The following is an 18736-nucleotide window of genomic DNA, read 5'->3' on the forward strand; positions in this document are numbered from 1 at the left end:
CGTATCGGGTGCCGTCACTACGCTCCTCCTCACCCTCACATGGCCATCGGTGGAATTCCATGGATGGACCCCCCTCGCACCAAGGAGCAACCCATGAGACACGGAACCCGGCCACCGGCCCTGGCGGCGGGGCTGGCCCTCGCGCTGGTCGCGGGGACGGCCGCCGCGCTGTCCTGGTCCGCCGCGCAGGCCCCCACGGCGCAGGCCGTCGATCCCGTCGGGCTGGCCGTCGCCGCCGCGGACCGGGCCGCCTCCAGCGGGCTGGACGCGCTGCGCAAGGGCCCCGACGAGCAGTTCGACCGCCGGGCCGTCTACACGGGGGGCGACCCCGGTGCCGCGCTGTACTACGTGTCCTACGACCGCACCTACCGGGGACTGCCGGTGGTCGGCGGCGACGCGGTCGTGGCCACCGACGCCGCCGGCCGGGTGCTGAGCACGGTGTCGGGCAGCGACACGACGATCGCGGTGGACACCCGGCCGGGGATCAGCGCGCAGCAGGCCACCGCCGCCGCCCGTACCCGTCTGCTGAAGGTCGACCAGGTCGCCGAACCGAAGCTGGTGGTGCTCACGCTCGACCAGCCGAGGCCGGTACTCGCCTGGCACGTGCTCGTGTCGGGCACCGCGACCGGTGACGGGCACCACGGTGGGGAGGCGTCCCGGCAGAACGTGTACGTCGACGCCGCCAGCGGCAGGGTCGCGCACTCCACCGAGGAGATCGCGGCGGGCACGGGCACCGGGATCTGGAGCGGACCGAACCTGACCATCGGCACGTCGGGCTCCAGCGGCAGCTACCGGATGAGCCACCCGAGCCGGCCGAAGCTGGAGTGCACGGACTACACCAGCGCGTCGAGCACCGGCGCGGCCTACACCGACACCGACGACGTCTGGGGCAGCACCTCCAAGACGGACAAGGTCTCCGGCTGCGTGGACGTCCTGTACGCGGGATCCGCCATGTGGGACATCCTGCAGAACTGGTACGGCCGCAACGGCCTGGACGGCAACGGCAACTGGGTCGACGCCGAGGTCGGGCTGCCCGAGGTCAACGCGTACTGGGGCCAGACCAGCAACCCCGACGGGGTCGTGTTCGGCCGCAACAACGCGAACCAGTGGATCACCGCGATCGACGTCGTGGCGCACGAGTACGGCCACGGACTGGACGCCAAGACCCCGGGCGGCATCTCCGGGCACGACACCCAGGAGGCCGTGGGCGACATCTTCGGCGCGCTGACCGAGTACTACCTGAACAACGCGACCGACGCGCCGGACTACGAGGTCGGCGAGAAGGTCAACCTCTCCGGCAGCGGCCCGATCCGGTACATGTACAAGCCGTCGAAGATCTCCGGGCACCCCGACTGTTACTCCACCAGCCTGCCGTCCTCGGAGCACGCCTCCGCCGGGCCGATGAACCACTGGTTCTACCTGCTCGCCGAGGGCACCAACCCGACCAACGGCCAGCCCGTCAGCGCGACCTGCAACAGCACCACGCTGACCGGGATCGGGATCCAGCCGGCCGGGAAGATCGTCTACAACGCGATGCTGACGAAGACCTCGGGCATGACGTACCCGAAGTGGCGGGTCAACACCCTCACCTCGGCGAAGAACCTGGACCCGAGCTGTGGCCAGTACCAGAAGGTCAAGGCCGCCTGGGACGCGGTGAGCGTGCCGGCGCAGTCCAACGAGCCGAGCTGCACCTCCACGCCCGGCAACGACTTCACCCTCGGGCTGAACCCGGGCTCGGGCAGCGTCCAGCCGGGTTCGTCGGTCACGTCCACGGTGAACACGGCCACCACCTCGGGCAGCGCGCAGACCGTGAACCTGTCCGCCTCGGGGGCGCCGTCGGGCGTGTCCGTGTCGTTCAGCCCGTCGTCGGTGCAGTCCGGGTCCAACAGCACCATGACCATCTCGACCAGCTCCTCCACGGCGCAGGGCAGCTACACGATCACGGTGACGGGGACCGGGTCGGTGAGCCACACGGCCACCTACAGCCTGACCGTGGGCACCGGCAATCCGAACCCGACCGTGCCCGACATCGACGTCGCCAAGGTGCAGGCGCACCTGACCCAGTTCGGCACGATCGCCTCGCAGAACGGCGGCAACCGTCGCGCGGGCAGCGCCGGCTACACGGCCTCCGTGGCCTACGTGAAGGGCAAACTCCAAGCGGCCGGGTACACGGTGACCGAGCAGAACTGCTCCTCGTGCACCTACCCGTCGAACAACCTGATCGCCGACTGGCCCGGTGGTGACACCAACAACACGGTGATGTTCGGCGCGCACCTCGACGGGGTGAGCGCGGGCCCGGGCATCAACGACAACGGCTCCGGTTCCGCGGCCCTGTTGGAGACCGCACTGGCCCTGGCCAGCGCGAACCCGACCATGACCAAGCACGTCCGGTTCGGCTGGTGGACGGACGAGGAGCAGGGCCTCAACGGCTCCACGTTCTACGTCAACTCCCTGAGCGCCGCCCAGAAGACCGCCATCAAGGGGTACTACAACTTCGACATGATCGGCTCGACCAACGCCGGGTACTTCATCAACAACATCACCACGGCCACCTCGGCCCCGCTGAAGGCCTACTGGGACTCCCTCAACCTCCAGCCGGAGGAGAACGTCGAGGGCCAGGGCCGCTCCGATGACGCCTCGTTCAAGAACGCGGGCATCGCCACCAGCGGTTACGCCACCGGCGCCTCCGCCCGCAAGACGAGCGCCCAGGTGACCAAGTGGGGCGGTACTGCCGCGGCGTACGACCCCTGCTACCACGCGGCGTGTGACACCACCAGCAACATCAGTGCCACTGCCCTCAACCGGGGCGCGGACGGCATCGCGTACGCCATCTGGAACCTCGCCGTCGGCACGTCCACCCCGACCAACGACTTCTCGGTCTCGGTGAACCCCGCCTCCGGCAGCGCGAACCGGGGCTCCTCGGTGACGGCCACCGTCAACACGGCCACCACCTCGGGTAGCGCGCAGACCGTGAACCTGTCCGCCTCGGGGGCGCCGTCGGGCGTGACCGTGTCGTTCAACCCGTCGTCCGTGCAGTCGGGCTCCAACGCCACCGTCACGTTCGCGGTGGCCAGCAACGCCACCCCGGGCACCTCGACCATCACGATCACCGGCGCCGGAGCGGTGTCGCACACCACCACCTACACCCTGACCGTCAACGGCACCCCGCCGACGACCCCGCCGAGCGGGCGCACGTTCACCAACAACACCGACTACCAGATCATGGACAACCAGGTCGTCAGCTCGTTGATGGCCAACGCGAGCGGCGCCGCGACGTCGCCGGTGCAGGTGTCGGTGACCATCAACCACACCTGCTCCGAGGACCTCGGGATCAGCCTGATGGCGCCGAACGGCATGACGTACACGATGAAGTCGCCGGGTACCGGCAACTACCCGTGCACCCAGTTCGGCGGCCAGCGGACCTACTCCGTGCCGGTCGGCGTCGTCGCGGCGGGCGGCGTCTGGCGGCTCGGCGTCACCGACTACGGCCCGGGTGACTACGGAATCCTCGACACCTGGTCGGTCACCGTGTAGTTCGCAGTCCTCCTGAGGGGAGAGGGAAAGGGCCGACCGCGTCAGCGGTCCGCCCTTTCCCTTCGCGGGATTCCTACTCCCATTCCCACCGGATGCCGTGCAGGCCGGGCCCGGGGTCCTGGGTGGCCAGGAGCGCGACCCGGCCGCCCGTGAGCCGGAGTTCCCGTTCCTCGCGGGACTCCTCGAGCAGCGGTGCGTGGAACTGGTAGCACCGCACGGGCAGTTCCGAGGGATCGAACCGGACCCGGGCCACGTAGAGCCCCGCGGGTTCGGCGAACGCGCGGAAGAACTCCCCGTCCGGACACCGCTGCCCGACGACCACGGTGTACTCGATCATGAAGGTGTCACCGGAGCTGAGTGGACGGTCGAGAATCAGCTCGGTACCGACGAACCGTTCGCTGTGGTTTCGCAGGACCCTGCCGACCCTGCAGTGCCGCACCGCGGTGATCCCGATCGCGTCGAGATCCTGCCCCGGCTCGGCGAAGCTCGCCACGCCCCACCGGTCCACACCGTCGCGGCCGGCCAGGCCCAGCAGCCGGGTCCGGACCTCGTGCAGCGTCCGGCCGGCGGAGAGCACCGCCTCCTCCTCCGTGCACAGCACCCGCACCCCGGCGGACTCGCGACGGATCTCGTCGGCGAACTCGGCGACCGCCCGACCGCTCGGCAGGCCCTCGAACCGGCCGCCGCCCACCCGCGCGACCGCCCGCGACCGGGACGGTCCGAGCAGCCCCGTCAACGCGCCGGGAGCCAGGCCGAACATGTCCTCCATCACGGCCACCGCCCGCAGGGACTCCGGCCGCTCCGGGCGGTTGTGGCCCGACTGCCAGTAGCTGAGGCTCGCCACCGCGACCTGGACACCGCGGCGGGCCAGACGCGCCCGGACGGCGTGCAGGGTCAGTCCGCTGTCGGCGATGGCGGCGCGCAGCGCGGCCCCGAATGTGGCGTGCGTTCGTGTGTTCGGCCGCATGCCCGACCTCCGATCTCGACAGGGTCCCGTGCGTTTCCTTGAAATTCCCAGGTTCTTTCAATACAGCGTCCGTGGAAACGCGAATCCGGACCTCGGTAGGGGGCGTTCCACCAGGGCGTTCAGCGATGACGCACAGCTGTCACGCGACATCTCGTGGTGTCGGTATTCGTCGCTACGCTCATGCCCACCCCTGATGGTCATCGGTGGAATTCGATCGCATTCCGCCTGGCCGCACCCGTTTCCCGGAAAGGAGAAACCCGATGCCTTCGGGGAACATCCGGATCTTCGTCGTCATCTGGGTCGACCAGAGCTTCGCCAACGGACTCGCCGAGGTCCCCGCGGGTCGCGACTCCGCCGTGGAGTGGTCCACCGAGTGCTATCCGGGCCCGGACCGCGAATACGTCCACGCCTGATCCGGGGCGCACGGTTCGCACCGGCAGATACCTCTCTGAGGGGTGAGGAGGGGCCGGCCGCCGCAGGGCGGTCGGCTTTCTCGCGTCGGGGGACGGGCGTGCGACCCCCGGTGGCGGTCGTCGGCAGCCGGGGCGTGCCGGGTCGTCCACGGCGGCACCTCCGAGATCGGTATGAGGGCGGTCACAGGACCTGTGGGAGAAAACCCTGACACAGTTCGGGCCCGCCGGAGCATGCGAAGTGGCCATAACTCCAGAGTTGTGGCTGGTGGTGACGCCGGGTCAGACCGGGCCGGGTACGGCCTCGCGGGCGTCGATCAGCTCGTCCCAGTGCGCGGCCGTCCACGCGCACGCGGCGTCCATCGGCGCGATCAGGCTCCGGCCGAGGTCGGTCAGCGCGTACTCGACCCGCGGGGCCGGGCCGGGGTGCTCGGTGCGGGAGACCAGGCCGTCGCGTTGCAGACCGCGCAGGGCCTGGGTCAGCACCTTCGCCGTGATGCCGCGCAGGGGGATCCGCAGTTCGGAGAACCGGCGTGGTCCGCTCTCCAGGCAGCGGATCACCATGCCGCCCCACTTGTCGCCGATCCGGATCGGGGACAGGTCCGACGGGCAGACCGGGTCGAACATGTCGGGGTCGAGAGGCTCCACCCGGCCACGGTACCCCGGAGGTAACCGCCCTCGTCCGTAGCTTTCCTCTCGTCGGTCCGGCGGCGGGCGTCGGACCGGGGAGGAGCGGGAGAATGAGCAGGATCATCGTGTTCGGCGCGGGCGGCCGGGCGGGGAGAGCGGCCGTGGCGGAGGCCGTGCGTCGGGGGCACGAGGTGACCGCCGTGGTCCGCGACCCGGCCCGGCATCCGGCACCCGCCGGGGTGCGGGTGGTCGCCGGTGACGTCACCGACCGGGCCGCGGTCGCGGCCCTGGTCGCCGGGCAGGACGCCGCGGTGCACGCGGCCGCCGACCTCGGCGCGGACCCCGCCGAGTTCTTCCCGGCGGCGGCCCGGGCACTGGCCGGCTCCGGGGTGCCCCGGCTGGTCGTGGTCGGGTTGGCCCCGGTGCTGGCCACCGCCGACGGCGTGCCGCTGATGGACACCCCGGACTATCCGCAGGAGTGGCGGACCTTCTACCTCGGCCACGCGGCCGGCGTCGACGCGCTGCGCGGGGCCGGCGACGGGGTCGACTGGGTGGTGCTCAGCCCGGCCGGGGACTTCGACCACGCGGCGGCCCGGACCGGGGGCTACCGGGTGGCGCCCGCCGACGCGGCGAGCCGGATCTCCTACCCGGACCTGGCGGTGGCCGTCCTCGACGAGATCGACCAGCCCAGCCGGCACGGGGTGCACGTCGGCGTGGAGCGGGCCTGACCCGTGTCGACCCACCCGCCCGGCGTGGAGCGGGCCCGATGACTGGACCGACGCGACCGCGGCGTGGAGCGGGCCCGATGACTGGACCGACGCGACCGCGGCGTGGAGCGGGCCCGATGACTGGACCGACGCGACCGCGGCGTGGAGCGGGCCCGATGGCCGGACCGACGCGACCGCGGCGTGGAGCGGGCCCGATGACTGGACCGACGCGACCGCGGCGTGGAGCGGGCCCGATGGCCGGACCGACGCGACCGCGGCGCGGAGCGGGCCTGGCGACACCCGCGCCCCCGCGTACCCGTCGAAGGTCCGTCTGTTCTGGACCTTGACCGGCGAGGGCGGTGGGGCTCACCGATCCGGGGAGCCCCACCGCCCCGCCCGACCCTAGGCCTTCGGGATCTCCTCCACGGCGACGATCCGGCCGCCCTCGACCCGGTACGCCCACACCGCGACGGCCGACAGCTCGATCTCGCCCTGCGGGGTGAACGCGAAGTCGGTGGTCACACCCTTGCCCTTGTAGGCGTCGACGAACGCCTCCATGTCCTTGCGGTTCGTCCTGCCCGCCTTCACGCCGGCCACGAAGATGCTGGCCGCGTCGTAGGACTCGGCGCTGTAGGTGCCCGCCTCGCTGCCGAACGCCTTCTTGAAGTCCGCGGCGAAGGTGCCGCCCGCCTTCTCCGGCGGCACGCACGGGCAGGTGATGATCGCGCCCTCGGCGGCCTCCTTGCCCGCGCCCTCGACGAACTTGTCGTCCTTGACGGCGTCGCCGGTGACGAAGGCCGCCTTGACGCCCTGGCCGCGCAGCTGCTTGAGGAACGGCGCGGCCTCGGCGTAGTAGCCGCCGTAGTAGACCGCGTCGGCGTTCGAGGCCCGGATGGCCGAGATCAGGGCGGAGAAGTCCGTCTGACCCTTGCTGGTGGTACCGGTGGCCACGGGCTTCACGACCTTGCGGACCTCGTCGGCGAGGCCCTTGCCGTACTCGGAGGTGTCGTCGACGACGAACACCTTCTCCGCCTTCAGCGTGTTCTGGATGTACCGGCCGGCGGCCGGCCCCTGGGTGGCGTCGTTGCCGAGCGCCCGGTGGAACGTCTTCCAGCCGCTGGTGGACAGGCTCGGGTTGGTGGCGATGGTGATCATCGTCAGCCCGTTCTCGGACAGCTTCCCGGCGGCCGCCTTGGACTCGCCGGAGAACGCCGGTCCGACGACGCCGATGATCTTCTGGTCGGGGATCACCGCGTCGGCGATGCCGGGGGCCACCTTCTCGTCGCCCTGGGAGTCCCGGTTGTCGAGCTCGATCTTGCAGGTGTCCTGCCGCGACGCGTTGTACTGGTCGATCGCCAACTTCGCCCCGTCGCGGACGTTGATGCCGAGTGCCGCGTTCGGGCCGGTCAGGGCGCCGAAGAACGCGATCTTGACCGTGCAGTCCTTGCCGGAGGCGGCACTGCCGTCCGAACTGTTCTGCACGCAGCCGGCCGTGGCGGCCAGGGCCGCGGTGAGTACGACGACGGCTGGTACGAATCTCTGCTTCAAGGCTGTGAGCCCTCCTCGGTGGTTGACCCCCGACGGGTGCGGGACCTTCCGTAACGGCGGGGAAGCTACCCGTGAACGCCGCCGAGGGAAACCGTGTGCCGGTCGGCACTACCAAACTGTTACGAATCGCGCCAACGCCGTCGCGGGGTCCGGTACCGCCCCTTCCCACCGCAGATCCGGATCGTGCGCGAGGATCCGCCGGTGCAGCGCCGCGACCGCCGGCCCCGGCTCCACCCCGAGGTCCTCCCGCAGCCGGCACCCGGCCTCCCGGAGCACCGCCAGGGCGTCCGACTGGCGGTCGCACCGGTACAGCGCGAGCGCCCACAGTGCCCACCCCCGCTCCCGGAACGGGTGCTCCGCGACCAGCGAGCGGCACTCGACCAGACTGGTCCGGTGCTGCCCCAGGGCCAGCAGCGCCGCGACCCGCTCCTCCCGGACCAGCGACCGCCACTCGTCCAGACCCTCCACCTCCGCGCGGACGAACCGCAGTTCCGCCAGGTCCGCGTAGGCCGCGCCCCGCCACAGCCGCAGCGCCGCGTCCAGCAGCGGCAGGGCCAGGTCCGGGCGCCCGCCGGCCAGGGTGGCCATGCCCGACCGGGCCGCCTCGACGAACCGGACGGCGTCGACGGACCCGCCCCCGGTGAGCAGCGCGTAGCCCGGACCGCTGCGGACCAGCACCTGCGGGGGCCGGCGCGGCGACCGCCCGGGCTCCAGGGCCTTCCGCAGGTCGGCCACGCAGGTGTGCAACGCCGGGCGCGGCCCGCGCGGCGGGGTCCCGTCCCACACGTCCTCGATGATCCGGTCCTCCGCGACCACCGTGCCACCGGCGATCAGCAACCGGGCCAGCAACGCCCGGGGCCGGGGCCCGCCCAGCCTGGTGGGCACGCCCCCGACCGTCACGGCACAGGGCCCGAGGACCGCGAATTCGACCAGCATCCGGGTACGCCTCCTCCCGCGGCTCCGTGCCGCGACGTACCCCAGCCTCGTCGCGCGCGGGTGTCCCGGCATCGGCGCGAGCCCCCGTCCCCGCCGCCCGACCGGACCACTGATGGGGGCACCGCCCCCAACTACTGGGTCGGCACGAGTCCGCGCACGCGGGCCGGGACCGCGCTCCGGTCGGCCAGCCCCAGCTTGGCCAGGACGCTCGCCACGTGCTTCTCGACAGTGCGCGGGGAGATGAACAACCGCCGGCCGATCTCCACGTTGCCGACCGACCCGGCCAGCAGCACGAGCACCTCGTACTCGCGGACGCTCACCCCGAGCCCGGCCAGCTCCCCGGGCACCGCGTCGATGCCCCGCCGGCGGTGCGGACGCGGGGCCCCGATCCGGCGGAGCAGCGAGCGGCACGCGCCGGCCACGGCGGGCACCCCCGCCTGGTGGAAGTACTCCTCGGCGGACCGCAGCCACCCCGCCGGCTCGCCCCAGCCGTCGGCGATCGCCGCCTCCGCGACCAGCCTGCGGCCCAGGTGCCCGGCCAGCGGGAACGGCTCCGCGGCCAGCACCGCCTCCTCGAACGACTCCGCCGCCGCGTCCGCCCGGCCCGACCGGCCCAGCAGCACCGCCCGCGCGAACAGCACGAACTGCCGGTTCCACCGGACCCCCGCCGACGGGAACCGCACCACGTCCTCGTACTCGGGCCAGCCCGCGCGGCCGGCGTGCGCCTCGACCAGGAGCCGCAGGCCGCGCCCGCCGGCCAGCTGGTACGCCGACGGGTGCTGCGACTCCTGGACCAGTACCGCGTCGAGGTCGGCCGCCGCCCGGGCGTGGTCCTCCTCCAGGAGCGCGCACACCGCGTACCCGAGCCCGGTGACCCGCACGTCCGGCCCGTCCTCCGGGGCGCACCGCTCCAGGTCCGCTCGCCGGCCCCGGTGACCCGCCAGCGCGGCCTGCGCGACCATCAGGTCCTGGCGCGCGGCCGGGTGCCGCATCCGGGCCGTGACCCGGTCGGCGCGCTCGACCACCTCGGCCGCCGTGTCGTAGTCGCCGCGCAGGACGTGCATGATGGCGAACGCCAGGTCGGCGAACGTGCTCCGGGCGATCGCCCCGGCCCGGTCGGCCGTCAACTGGGCCTGCCGGAGCCGGTCGACCTCGCCCGTGCGCAGGAAGTGGGTCACCCCGAGTCGGAGCAGCGCGTCCAGCCGCCAGCCGGGCAGGTCGTGCTCCTCGGCGACGGCCAGCATCCGTTCCAGGCAACGGTCGGCCTCCGCGTAGTCGTTCTCGCGGGCCAGGACCGCCAGGAACTGCCAGGCCCGGCAGGCCGCGTCCGGCAGGTCCCGCCGCTCGGCGGTGTCGGCGGCCTGCCTGGCCAGCCGTCCCGCGACCGCGATCCGGTCCTCCAGCGGTCCCGAGCCCAGGAAGATCAGGCGGGCGTCGACCACGTCGAGCAGGGCGCCCGGCCCGGGTGCCGGATCGTCCCGGAGCAGGTTCCGTGCCACGGTCAGCTGTTCGGTGGCGTCGGGGATCCGCTCCGCCATCACGGCGGCGAAGGCGATGTCCGCGTGCAGCTCGGCGCGGGTCCGCTCCTCGGACGACCCCCGATACGGCACGGGCAACTCCCCGACGAACCCCAACGCGCGGTCGATGTGCCCGCCCGCCAGGTGGGCACGGACCAGCGGCGCCTGGAGTCCGGTCGCGGGGCGGAGCTGGTGGGACCGTTCCAACGGCGCCACCGCCGAGGTGTAGAACCCCGCCGCCAGCGCGCGCCGGCCGGCCTCGGCGAGCAGGTCGGCGGCGAGGGCGTCCTGGCCGGCCGCGCACCGCAGGTCCGCCGCGAGCGTGAGCCACCCGTCCGCGGGCGCCGGGTGCACGTGTTCGACCGCGTCGGCGGCCCGCTGGGCTAGCGCGGCCCGTTCCGGGGGCAGCAGGTCACCCAGGAGCGCCTCGGCGGTCAGGGCGTGCCGGAAGGCGTACCAGTCGGATCCGGTCTCGTCGGGTTCGAGGAGCCGCGCGGCGACGGCGGCCCGGGCGATCCGCAGCACCGTCGCCTCGTCGAGCCCCGTGGCGTTCCGCACGACCGTCAGGGTGAACCGGGGGCCCAGGGTCGCGGCGATCCGGAGCAGGTCCTCGGCGGGGTCACCGAGGCGGCGGACCCGCTCCCGGACGCCGTGCACGATCGTGGCCGGCACCGGCGGGTCGACGCCCGTCAGGTGCCAGCCTCCGGGGCCGTGCCGCAGCACCCCGGAGTCGGTCATGGCGGTGACCAGCTCCTCCACGAAGAACGGGTTGCCGCCCGCCGCCGAACCCAGCCGGTCGAGTACCGCCCCGGGCACGCCGCCGACCTCGACGCCGAGGACCGCCGCGGCCAGCAGGGCGACGTCGTCGGACCCCAACGGTCCCAGCTCGACGAGGTCGGCGACCCGACGCCGGGCCGCCGAGTGCGCCAGGTCCATCGCGGGGCAGGGTTCCGGGCGCGAGGAGGCGACCAGGAGCACCGGCAGATCCGCGAGGTTGTCCAGCAGGTACCCGAGGACGGTCAGGGTCTCGGTGTCGGCGTCGTGCAGGTCGTCGAGCAGCAGCACGCAGCCGGTGGGCCCCCCGACGTGCCGCAGGAGGCGGAGCAGGGCCTCGGCGACCTCGATGAGGGTCAGGTCCGGGGCGGCCCTGTCGTCCTGCCGCCACTGGGGGATGAGGCGCGCCAGAGCCGGCCGGTAGAGCAGGAGTTCGGGCGCGTCCGGCGGCCCGCTGTCGCGCAGCAGCGAGCTGATCGCCTCGGTGAGCGGCCGGAACGGCATCGCGGTGCCGGCCGCGTCGGCCCGGCCGCGGAGGACCGGAACCCCGGAGCGGGCGGCCGCGGCGGCGGTCTCCCTGCCCAGCCGGGACTTGCCCAGACCCGCCTCGGCGACGAGGAAGACGGCCCGGCCGCCCTGCCGGAGCCCGGCGATCGGGTCCGTCAGGAGGGCCAGCTCCCGCTGGCGGCCGATCAGCGGGGTGGACGGTTGCGGCACGTGGTCACCAGTCCCAGTCGTCGTCCTCGGCGTCGGCGCAGCCGGGGCACATGGACAGCGTCCCGGGTGGGCCCCCGTCCCCCAGGCTCCGGAACGTACCGAGGCCCGCGCCGGTCAGGAGCCGGGAGCGGACGCCGGGACCAACCGGGTCCGTGAGCACGATCTGGCCCGCCGGATGGTGTTCCAGCACGCCGAATTGCCCTGATCTGTCCTCAGCCGTCACGCACAACCTCCACTGTGTCCGGTACCCGTGGGAGACGAGCGTATCGGTCCGGACGGTGCCGGCAAACCGGCCGAGAATCCGATACCGGACAGCGGACCCGGCACTCCGGTACCGGCCCGGAGCAGCACCTCTGAGTGAGTTCCGAGTGGACTCACAGTGGTCACGGGCGCGACGGCACCGGTGGCCCGACCCGGCCGTCGGTCCAGGGCGGCCCGCCAACCCCTCCCCGGGGTAGGTGACCCCGCCGCCGGCGACCCGACCGGGTCGCGGTCGCCGGCGGCGACCTGGTCAGGTGGCCGTCCGCCGCGCCGGCCACGCCGCGGCCACCAGCGCCACCGCGCAGACACCCAGCACCACCAGCCAGCCCGCGCGGAACACCTCCACCGGGTCCTGACCGCCGCCGCCACCCAGGACGGTGACCAGCAGCGAGATGCCGAGCACCGAGCCGACCTGGCGGCCCATCTGGATCACGGCGGAGCCGGTGGCGAACTGGTCGGCGGGCAGGGCCGCGGCCGCCGAGCCGATCAACGCGGGCAGGGTGAGTCCGACGCCGATCCCGGTCAGCAGCATCCCGGGCAGGATCTGGGCCGGGTAGCTGGCGGGCACGGTCGGGTCCACGCTCGCCGCCCACCAGGCGATCCCGCCGGCGAACAGCACGGTGCCGAGTGCCGCGACCCGGTTGGCGCCGCCCAGTAGGCGCGCCAGCCGGGTGACCAGCAACGACAGCAGCGGCACCATCAACGGCCCCGGCGCGACCGCCAGCCCGGTCTGCACCGCCGAGTAGCCGAGCACCTCCTGGCACCACAGCACGACGGACAGCAGCATCATCGCGAACGCGACGGTGAACAGGGTGGCCGCGACGGTGGCGACCCCGAAGCCGCGCACCCGCAGCAGCGTCATGTCCAGCACCGGCGCGGGATGCCCCGTGGAGCGCCAGACGAACAGCGCGGCGGCGAGGACCGCGACCGCGACGGTGCCGCCGAACCGGACGGACCCCCAGCCCCAGTCGTCCGCCCTGACCAGGGCCAGCGCCAGTGCCCCGACCGCGAGGACCATGAGCGCGCTGCCGAGCATGTCCGGCCAGGGCCTGTCCGCCCGCGCGTCGTTGGCCGGCAGCACCCGGGGGCCGAGCACCAGACCCGCGACGCCGATCGGCACGTTGATCAGGAAGACCCAGCGCCAGTCGACCTGGGTGAGCAGCCCGCCCAGCACCGGGCCGAGCGCGGCCGCCACGCCGCCCACCGCGACCCAGGACCGGACCAGCGGCGCCCGCCGCTCGGGCGGAGCCGCGGCCAGGAGCAGCGCCAGTGAGGTCGGTACGCACAGTGCGGCGCCGGCGGCCTGGAGCACCCGGGCGGCGACCAGCCAGCCGACGGACGGGCACACCGCGCACAGGGCCGAGGCGAGGGTGAAGGTGCCCAGGCCGAGCAGGAACCCGGTCCGGTGGCCGATCCGGTCGGCGATCCGGCCGAGCGGGACCAGCAGGGCCGCGAACACGATGGCGTAGCCGTTGAGGACCCAGGACAGGGACGACAGCGGGGCGCCGTGGAAGTCGCGGCCGATCTCCGGGAGGGCGACGTTGACCACGAACAGGTCCAGGTTGGCCATGCCGACGGCCAGCGCGACGATCGCGAAGACGCGGCCGGTGCGCGGGGGAGCCGACAGGGCTAGACGGTTTGATTCTCCAACTGACATGGGTGCGACGGTAGCGGGGTCGGTTTGATATGGCAACCTAGTGGTATGACGTCGCCCCACGTGGACTGGACCGCCCTGCCCGGCCGACCGTGCTCCGTCGCCGCCGCCCTCCAACTCCTCGGTGAGAAGTGGGCGCTGCTGGCCGTCCGCGAGATCACCTACGGCAACCACCGGTTCGTCGACATCGTCCGCAACACCGGCGCCCCGCGGGACCGGATGGCCGCCCGGCTCCGCGGCCTGGTCGAGGCGGGCATCCTGGAACGCCGCCAGTACTCCGAGCGGCCCGAACGCCACGAGTACCTGCTCACCGAGGCCGGCGCCGAACTCCGGCCCGTGATGCTCGCGCTGCTGTCCTGGGGTGACAAATGGCTGGCGGACACCCCGCCGGTGACGGTCGAGCACGCCTGCGGCCAGCTGCTCGACCCGGTCACGACGTGCCGGGCGTGCGGGGAGGAGGTCCGGCCGGGCGAGTCGACGCTGCACGTGAACTCACCCGGCTGGGGGATCTCGGGGCCGACCCCGGCCTAGGGTTCGGACGCCGAGGTCCGCGGCGGCCGCCCTCCGGCTACCGCGACGGGTCGCGGTTGTACAGCTTCTTCGCCCACAGGTAGCCGACGAGCGCGATACCCGCGCACCAGGCCGCCGAGAGGAGGGCGTTGTTCCCGATCGGGCCGCCGAGCAGGAGCCCCCGCAGGGTCTCGATGACGGGGGTGAAGGGCTGGTACTCGGCGAACTGCCGCAACCCGGCCGGCATCGAGTCGGTGGGCACGAACCCGCTGCCGAAGAACGGCAGCAGGACCAGCGGCATGGGCAGGTTGCTGGCCGTCTCGACACTCTTGCTGACCAGGCCCATCGCGACCGACAGCCAGGTCAGGGCGAAGGTGAGCATCGCCAGCACCCCGACCGCCCCGGCCCAGGCCAGCGGGCCGGCCGGCGGCCGGAAGCCGATCAGCAGCGCGACGCCGGTGACGATGGCGAGGCTGATCATGGTCTGGATCATGCTGCCGAGGACGTGGCCGGTCAGCACGGAGGAGCGGGCGATGGCCATGGTGCGGAACCGGGCGATGATGCCCTCGGTCATGTCGGTGGCGACGGAGATCGCGGTGCCCTGCGCGGCGCTGGTCACGGTCATCAGCAGCACGCCGGGGACGACGTAGTCGAGGTAGTCGGACCGGCCGCCGCCGAGCCCGGCGCCGAGCGTGCCGCCGAACACGTAGACGAACAGCAGCAGGAAGACGACGGGCATGCCGGCGAGCATCAGGGTCAGCGACGGGTACCGGCGCATCCGGCGCAGGCTGCGGCGCAACATGGTGCTCGAGTCGCGCACGGCGTAGGTCAGGGTGCTCATCGCGATACCTCCGCGGTCTTGGGGTTGCCGGTGAGGGCGAGGAACACGTCGTCGAGGTCGGGGGTGTGCACCGACAGCGACTCGACGGTGACCGCCGCGTTGTCGAGCCGGTCGAGGATCCCGCGCAACAACAGGACACTGCCGTCGGTGGGTACGTGCAGCGCGAGTTCCTCGTCGTCGCGGGTCGCCACGTCGAGGATGCGGGCGGCCGCCCCGAGCGCGGTGGCGTCGGCGAACCGCAGGCTGATGTGCCCGCCGGGGATCAGGCGCTTGAGCTCGGCGGCGGTGCCCTGGGCAACCAGCCTGCCGTGGTCGAGGACCGCGATCCGGTCGGCGAGGTGGTCGGCCTCCTCCAGGTACTGGGTGGTGAGGAAGATCGTGACCCCGTCGGCGACCAGGTCGCGGATCGTCTGCCACATCGCGCGCCGGCTGCGCGGGTCGAGCCCCGTGGTCGGTTCGTCGAGGAACACGATCCTCGGGTCCCCGACCAGGCCCATCGCCAGGTCCAGCCGGCGGCGCATCCCGCCGGAGTAGGTGACCGCGGACTTGCCGGCCGCCTCGACCAGGTCGAACTTCTCCAGCAGCGCCTGTACCCGGCGCCGGCCCTCCTGGCGGGGCAGGTGGTGCAGGTCCGCCATGAGGAGCAGGTTCTCCCGCCCCGTGAGCAGGCCGTCCACGGCGGAGAACTGGCCGGTGACGCCGATCGCGGCCCGCACGGCGTCCGGCTCGCGGGCGACGTCGTGGCCGGCGACCCGGACCTCGCCCCCGTCGGCGCCGATCAGCGTGGACAGGATCTGCACGGTGGTGGTCTTGCCGGCGCCGTTGGGGCCGAGCAGGGCGAAGATGGTGCCCTGGGTGACGGTGAGGTCGATGCCGTCGAGGACGACGTGGTCGCCGTAGGACTTGCGGAGGCCCTGGGTGCTGATCGCGGGCGGGTCGGTGCTGGTCATGGTCCCTCGTTCCCTTCGTGGGGCCGGATGTGGGCGTGCGGGGTCGCCGGCGCGGCGCGGGGTGGCTGCGGGCCGGATCTGGGCGTGCGGGGTCGACCGGAAGTCGGTGGACGGTCCGGGTGGGGAGGTGCCGGGTTCGGTGGTCGCGTCGTGCCGGGCCGGTCGGTCTTCGGGCGGGGCACGGGGGAGCCGGTGGGTCGTGGTGGTGCGCGGGGCCGGCCCGTCGCAGCGGCGGGTCAGCTGTGCCGGATGATGATGTCGCCGTAGGACGTGCGGGCGCGGATCTCGACGGTGTCGCCCTGCGCGGGTTCCGGGGCCCCGACGGGCGCCAGGCGGTTGCGGACGTTGCCGAACTGGGTGTGCACGTCCAGCAGCGCGGCGGTACCGGGCCGGATGCCGACCTCCACCTCGCCGAACGCGGTCTTCAGCGACACGGTGCCGCGCACGGTCTCCCCGATCCGGATCACGCCGTTAGCGGTGGTCGCGGTGACGTCGTCCCGGGCCTGGTCGACGGTGATGTCGCCGTTGGCCGCCTTGACCCGCAGGCCGCCGCCGACGGCGCCGATCCAGGTGTCGCCGTTGGAGTTCTTCACGATGGCGGTGCCGTCGACCTGCCGCAGGCGCACCCGGCCGGTACCGGTGCTGACGTCGGCGTTCCCGGCGATCCGCCCCACGGCGACCGCGCCGGCCCCGGTACTCAGATCGGCGGGTCCCGTGTCGTCGACGTTCAGGTCGCCGGCCGTCGTCCTGATCCGGCACTCGCCGAGCCTGCCCGTACTGCGGAACGCGCCCAGGGTGGCGTCGGCGTGCAGGTCGGAGCCCTGCGGGAGCGCGATCTCCACGTCGACGGACCCGACCTTGTTGAACACGTTGAAGCGCTGCCGGGGACCCTTCACGAGCAGCCGGCCACCGGTGTACTCCACCCGGGTCTGCTCGGCGGCCCGCACGTCCGCCTCCTTGTCCGCGTTGCTCGGGCGGACCTGCACGGTCGTGTCCGCGCGGTCGGTCGCCGTGATCCGGACGTCGGCGACGGCGAGTTCGATCGTGACCGGGATCGGTTCGGGGGTGTCGAAAGTAGGCATGGTGCGATCTCCTGACGGGAGGCGGGCGTTCGGGGCTGACGGGCGGGAGCTAGCGGACCCAACCGGTGTAGCGGTCGGCGCCCCGCGCGGCGCGCTGGTCGTCGGCGGGGGCGTGCCAGGCCGAGCCGGACGCGGCCGCGGCCGAGGCCCGGACCAGCCACGCGTTGACGGAGAGGCCCTCGCGGCCCGCCGCCTCCTCGATCCGTGTCTTGAGCTGGTCGGACAGCCGGAAGTTGATCCGGGAGGTGGCGCCCTCGTCCAGGTCGGCGACGGCGGGCGGGGCCTGGGGCGCGGGGCGGGGCTCCTCGGCCGGCGGCTCGGCCGGCGGCGGCGTCACCACGAAGCTCGGCTCCCGGCCGCGCAGGCGCAGCTCCACGGAGCCGGGCGCCAGGTCCCGGGTGATCTCGTCGGCGGCGGCCGAGAGCGCGTCCAGGAGCGCGAGCCGGAACGCCGACTCCAGGGGGGCCGCCAGCCGCTCCGCGAGGGCCCGGGCCTCCGGGCCACCGAGGTCGGCCGCGTCGGCGAGTTCCCGGCAGACGTTGTCGACATACGACGTGAGATTCATGGTGCCATCATGGCACCGCGATGGCGCCATGGCAAGCCATGTTGGCTCAGCATGACGCCACCGGTGGCGTTGTGGTCTGTCGGCGCGGGTCAGAGCCAGCGCCGTTCCCACTGGGTCATCGGCGCGCGCCCGTAGTGCCAGCCGGTCTCCAACAGGTACCGGAGTTCCGGATGGCGGCGGACGTGGCGGCGGTTGTGCGGGAACCACCTGCCCAGGCCGAACCACGCGCGCCGGAGCGCCAGCCACGCGAGGAACGGCAGGAACCACACCGCGATCCGGGGCGCGGTCAGGGGTACGAGCGGCAGGCCGTCGAAGTTGCCGAACGCGGTGTCGAGGAGCAGCGCCGACCCCCACGCCAGGGCGGGGAAGCCCACCAGGGCCAGCAGGGCCTCCAGGAGGTGGCCGAGGCGGCACCGCCGACACCGCGGCACCGGGACGTCGAGCCGTTCCCACTTCTCGCGGACGACCAGGCCGAGGGCGAGGAAGGTCGTGGTCGCGTCCCGGTGCGCGGCGGCCCTGTACGCGGCGGCTTCCGACGCCGGACCTTCGCAGAACCAGCACGCGCCCTCCGGCCAGATCTCCGGCGCCGGCACCTCGAACACGTCGAAGTCATCCTCAGGCGTTTCGAACGGGTCGAAGGTGGACACGGCCAGCATGCTAGCCAATCCTGTCCACTCCCACATCCCGGGACGACCGAGCACGGCGGCTGCGCGAACGGTGATCTAGTTCACGGAACCGATGCGACCCATTGCGGAGCTTCTGTGGATGTTCCCGCCCCACCTGCGTCCGCGCGTCCAGTGACGCCACGCGCACGCACAGTACCCGTGACGTGATGATCTAGGGTCGTCGCGGGCGGTCCTCAGTGGATCGACCTCCGGGCACGCGACCAAGGGATCGGCGAGATGACGAATCCGTTTGAGGACCAGGACGGCCGGTACCTCGTGCTGGTCAACGACGAGGGCCAGCACTCGCTGTGGCCGCTGTTCGTGGACATCCCCGCGGGCTGGGCCGTCGCGAAGGACGAGGACACCCGACAGGCCTGCCTGGACTACGTCGAGGCGCACTGGACCGACATGCGACCGCGGAGCCTCGTGACCGCCATGGGGGAGTAGCCCCAGGTCGGACGCCGGATC

17 protein-coding genes are annotated in these 18736 nt (G+C 73.0%); 5 read left to right on the forward strand and 12 right to left on the reverse strand.

Going from position 1 to position 18736, the window contains the following annotated elements:
• The first annotated feature begins 93 nt into the window (after nt 1-93).
• The gene (locus tag PT931_RS25680) at nt 94-3534 is read left to right on the forward strand and encodes a M28 family peptidase (protein WP_456248260.1); all 3441 of its coding nucleotides are present in this window, start codon (nt 94-96) and stop codon (nt 3532-3534) included.
• A gap of 73 nt (nt 3535-3607) precedes the next feature.
• On the opposite strand, the gene PT931_RS25685 is transcribed toward PT931_RS25680, so the two are convergent.
• The gene (locus PT931_RS25685; protein WP_456248261.1) at nt 3608-4501 is read right to left on the reverse strand and encodes a hypothetical protein; all 894 of its coding nucleotides are present in this window, start codon (nt 4499-4501) and stop codon (nt 3608-3610) included.
• Between the two features lie 260 nt (nt 4502-4761).
• Between PT931_RS25685 and PT931_RS25690 the strand changes: the two genes are divergently transcribed.
• Nucleotides 4762-4914 carry a hypothetical protein gene (locus PT931_RS25690; protein ID WP_456248262.1) on the forward strand — a complete coding sequence of 51 codons (153 nt, stop codon included), beginning with the start codon at nt 4762-4764 and terminating at the stop codon, nt 4912-4914.
• A gap of 279 nt (nt 4915-5193) precedes the next feature.
• On the opposite strand, the gene PT931_RS25695 is transcribed toward PT931_RS25690, so the two are convergent.
• On the reverse strand, nt 5194-5559 hold the full coding sequence (locus tag PT931_RS25695; RefSeq protein ID WP_456248263.1) for a winged helix-turn-helix transcriptional regulator: 366 nt from the start codon (nt 5557-5559) through the stop codon (nt 5194-5196).
• Between the two features lie 92 nt (nt 5560-5651).
• Between PT931_RS25695 and PT931_RS25700 the strand changes: the two genes are divergently transcribed.
• Nucleotides 5652-6269, forward strand: a complete 618-nt coding sequence (locus PT931_RS25700; protein ID WP_456248264.1) for an NAD(P)-dependent oxidoreductase — start codon at nt 5652-5654, stop codon at nt 6267-6269.
• A 381-nt stretch (nt 6270-6650) separates the two neighbouring features.
• Here the strand turns inward: PT931_RS25700 and PT931_RS25705 are convergent, their stop codons facing one another.
• The 5 genes from PT931_RS25705 to PT931_RS25725 form a co-directional block, all read right to left on the reverse strand.
• Nucleotides 6651-7796: a branched-chain amino acid ABC transporter substrate-binding protein gene (locus PT931_RS25705; protein WP_456248265.1), complete on the reverse strand. Its 1146-nt coding sequence runs from the start codon at nt 7794-7796 to the stop codon at nt 6651-6653.
• Nucleotides 7797-7904: 108 nt separating this feature from the next.
• Nucleotides 7905-8732, reverse strand: coding sequence for an AfsR/SARP family transcriptional regulator (locus tag PT931_RS25710; RefSeq protein WP_456248266.1), 828 nt, complete (start codon nt 8730-8732; stop codon nt 7905-7907).
• Nucleotides 8733-8863: 131 nt separating this feature from the next.
• Nucleotides 8864-11740 carry an AAA family ATPase gene (locus PT931_RS25715; RefSeq protein WP_456248267.1) on the reverse strand — a complete coding sequence of 959 codons (2877 nt, stop codon included), beginning with the start codon at nt 11738-11740 and terminating at the stop codon, nt 8864-8866.
• Between the two features lie 4 nt (nt 11741-11744).
• The gene (locus PT931_RS25720) at nt 11745-11963 is read right to left on the reverse strand and encodes a hypothetical protein (RefSeq protein WP_456248268.1); all 219 of its coding nucleotides are present in this window, start codon (nt 11961-11963) and stop codon (nt 11745-11747) included.
• A 288-nt stretch (nt 11964-12251) separates the two neighbouring features.
• Entirely contained in the window at nt 12252-13658 is a 1407-nt protein-coding gene (locus PT931_RS25725; RefSeq protein WP_456248269.1) for an MFS transporter, read from the reverse strand.
• A gap of 45 nt (nt 13659-13703) precedes the next feature.
• Between PT931_RS25725 and PT931_RS25730 the strand changes: the two genes are divergently transcribed.
• Nucleotides 13704-14186, forward strand: coding sequence for a winged helix-turn-helix transcriptional regulator (locus PT931_RS25730; RefSeq protein ID WP_456248270.1), 483 nt, complete (start codon nt 13704-13706; stop codon nt 14184-14186).
• 37 nt (nt 14187-14223) lie between these two features.
• Here PT931_RS25730 and PT931_RS25735 read toward each other — a convergent pair whose 3' ends face one another.
• The 5 genes from PT931_RS25735 to PT931_RS25755 all read right to left on the reverse strand — a co-directional run bounded on the left by PT931_RS25735 (nt 14224) and on the right by PT931_RS25755 (nt 18250).
• Complete coding sequence (locus tag PT931_RS25735) at nt 14224-15006, reverse strand: ABC transporter permease (RefSeq protein WP_456248271.1); 783 nt, start codon at nt 15004-15006, stop codon at nt 14224-14226.
• Nucleotides 15003-15956 (reverse strand): ATP-binding cassette domain-containing protein, encoded by a 954-nt coding sequence (locus PT931_RS25740; protein WP_456248272.1) that lies wholly within the window; start codon nt 15954-15956, stop codon nt 15003-15005. Before PT931_RS25740 ends, PT931_RS25735 begins: the two co-directional genes overlap by 4 nt.
• A 236-nt stretch (nt 15957-16192) precedes the next feature.
• A complete protein-coding gene (locus PT931_RS25745; RefSeq protein ID WP_456248273.1) occupies nt 16193-17038 on the reverse strand; it encodes a DUF4097 family beta strand repeat-containing protein in 846 nt (281 codons plus the stop codon).
• A 49-nt stretch (nt 17039-17087) separates the two neighbouring features.
• Complete coding sequence (locus PT931_RS25750; RefSeq protein WP_456248274.1) at nt 17088-17603, reverse strand: hypothetical protein; 516 nt, start codon at nt 17601-17603, stop codon at nt 17088-17090.
• A gap of 89 nt (nt 17604-17692) precedes the next feature.
• Nucleotides 17693-18250 carry a hypothetical protein gene (locus PT931_RS25755; RefSeq protein WP_456248275.1) on the reverse strand — a complete coding sequence of 186 codons (558 nt, stop codon included), beginning with the start codon at nt 18248-18250 and terminating at the stop codon, nt 17693-17695.
• A 255-nt stretch (nt 18251-18505) separates the two neighbouring features.
• Here PT931_RS25755 and PT931_RS25760 point away from each other — a divergent pair, with 255 nt between their 5' ends.
• Nucleotides 18506-18715 (forward strand): MbtH family protein, encoded by a 210-nt coding sequence (locus tag PT931_RS25760; protein WP_456248276.1) that lies wholly within the window; start codon nt 18506-18508, stop codon nt 18713-18715.
• Nucleotides 18716-18736: the final 21 nt, after the last annotated feature.

The organism is Longispora urticae (genome assembly GCF_053902585.1).

Coding starts and splice junctions, on each gene's coding strand:
- PT931_RS25745 (WP_456248273.1), bottom strand. CDS start 17,038: ATGCCTACTTTCGACACCCCCGAACCGATCCCGGTCACGATCGAACTC.
- PT931_RS25690 (WP_456248262.1), top strand. CDS start 4,762: ATGCCTTCGGGGAACATCCGGATCTTCGTCGTCATCTGGGTCGACCAG.
- PT931_RS25725 (WP_456248269.1), bottom strand. CDS start 13,658: ATGTCAGTTGGAGAATCAAACCGTCTAGCCCTGTCGGCTCCCCCGCGC.
- PT931_RS25760 (WP_456248276.1), top strand. CDS start 18,506: ATGACGAATCCGTTTGAGGACCAGGACGGCCGGTACCTCGTGCTGGTC.
- PT931_RS25680 (WP_456248260.1), top strand. CDS start 94: ATGAGACACGGAACCCGGCCACCGGCCCTGGCGGCGGGGCTGGCCCTC.
- PT931_RS25735 (WP_456248271.1), bottom strand. CDS start 15,006: ATGAGCACCCTGACCTACGCCGTGCGCGACTCGAGCACCATGTTGCGC.
- PT931_RS25710 (WP_456248266.1), bottom strand. CDS start 8,732: ATGCTGGTCGAATTCGCGGTCCTCGGGCCCTGTGCCGTGACGGTCGGG.
- PT931_RS25730 (WP_456248270.1), top strand. CDS start 13,704: ATGACGTCGCCCCACGTGGACTGGACCGCCCTGCCCGGCCGACCGTGC.
- PT931_RS25750 (WP_456248274.1), bottom strand. CDS start 17,603: ATGAATCTCACGTCGTATGTCGACAACGTCTGCCGGGAACTCGCCGAC.
- PT931_RS25740 (WP_456248272.1), bottom strand. CDS start 15,956: ATGACCAGCACCGACCCGCCCGCGATCAGCACCCAGGGCCTCCGCAAG.
- PT931_RS25700 (WP_456248264.1), top strand. CDS start 5,652: ATGAGCAGGATCATCGTGTTCGGCGCGGGCGGCCGGGCGGGGAGAGCG.
- PT931_RS25685 (WP_456248261.1), bottom strand. CDS start 4,501: ATGCGGCCGAACACACGAACGCACGCCACATTCGGGGCCGCGCTGCGC.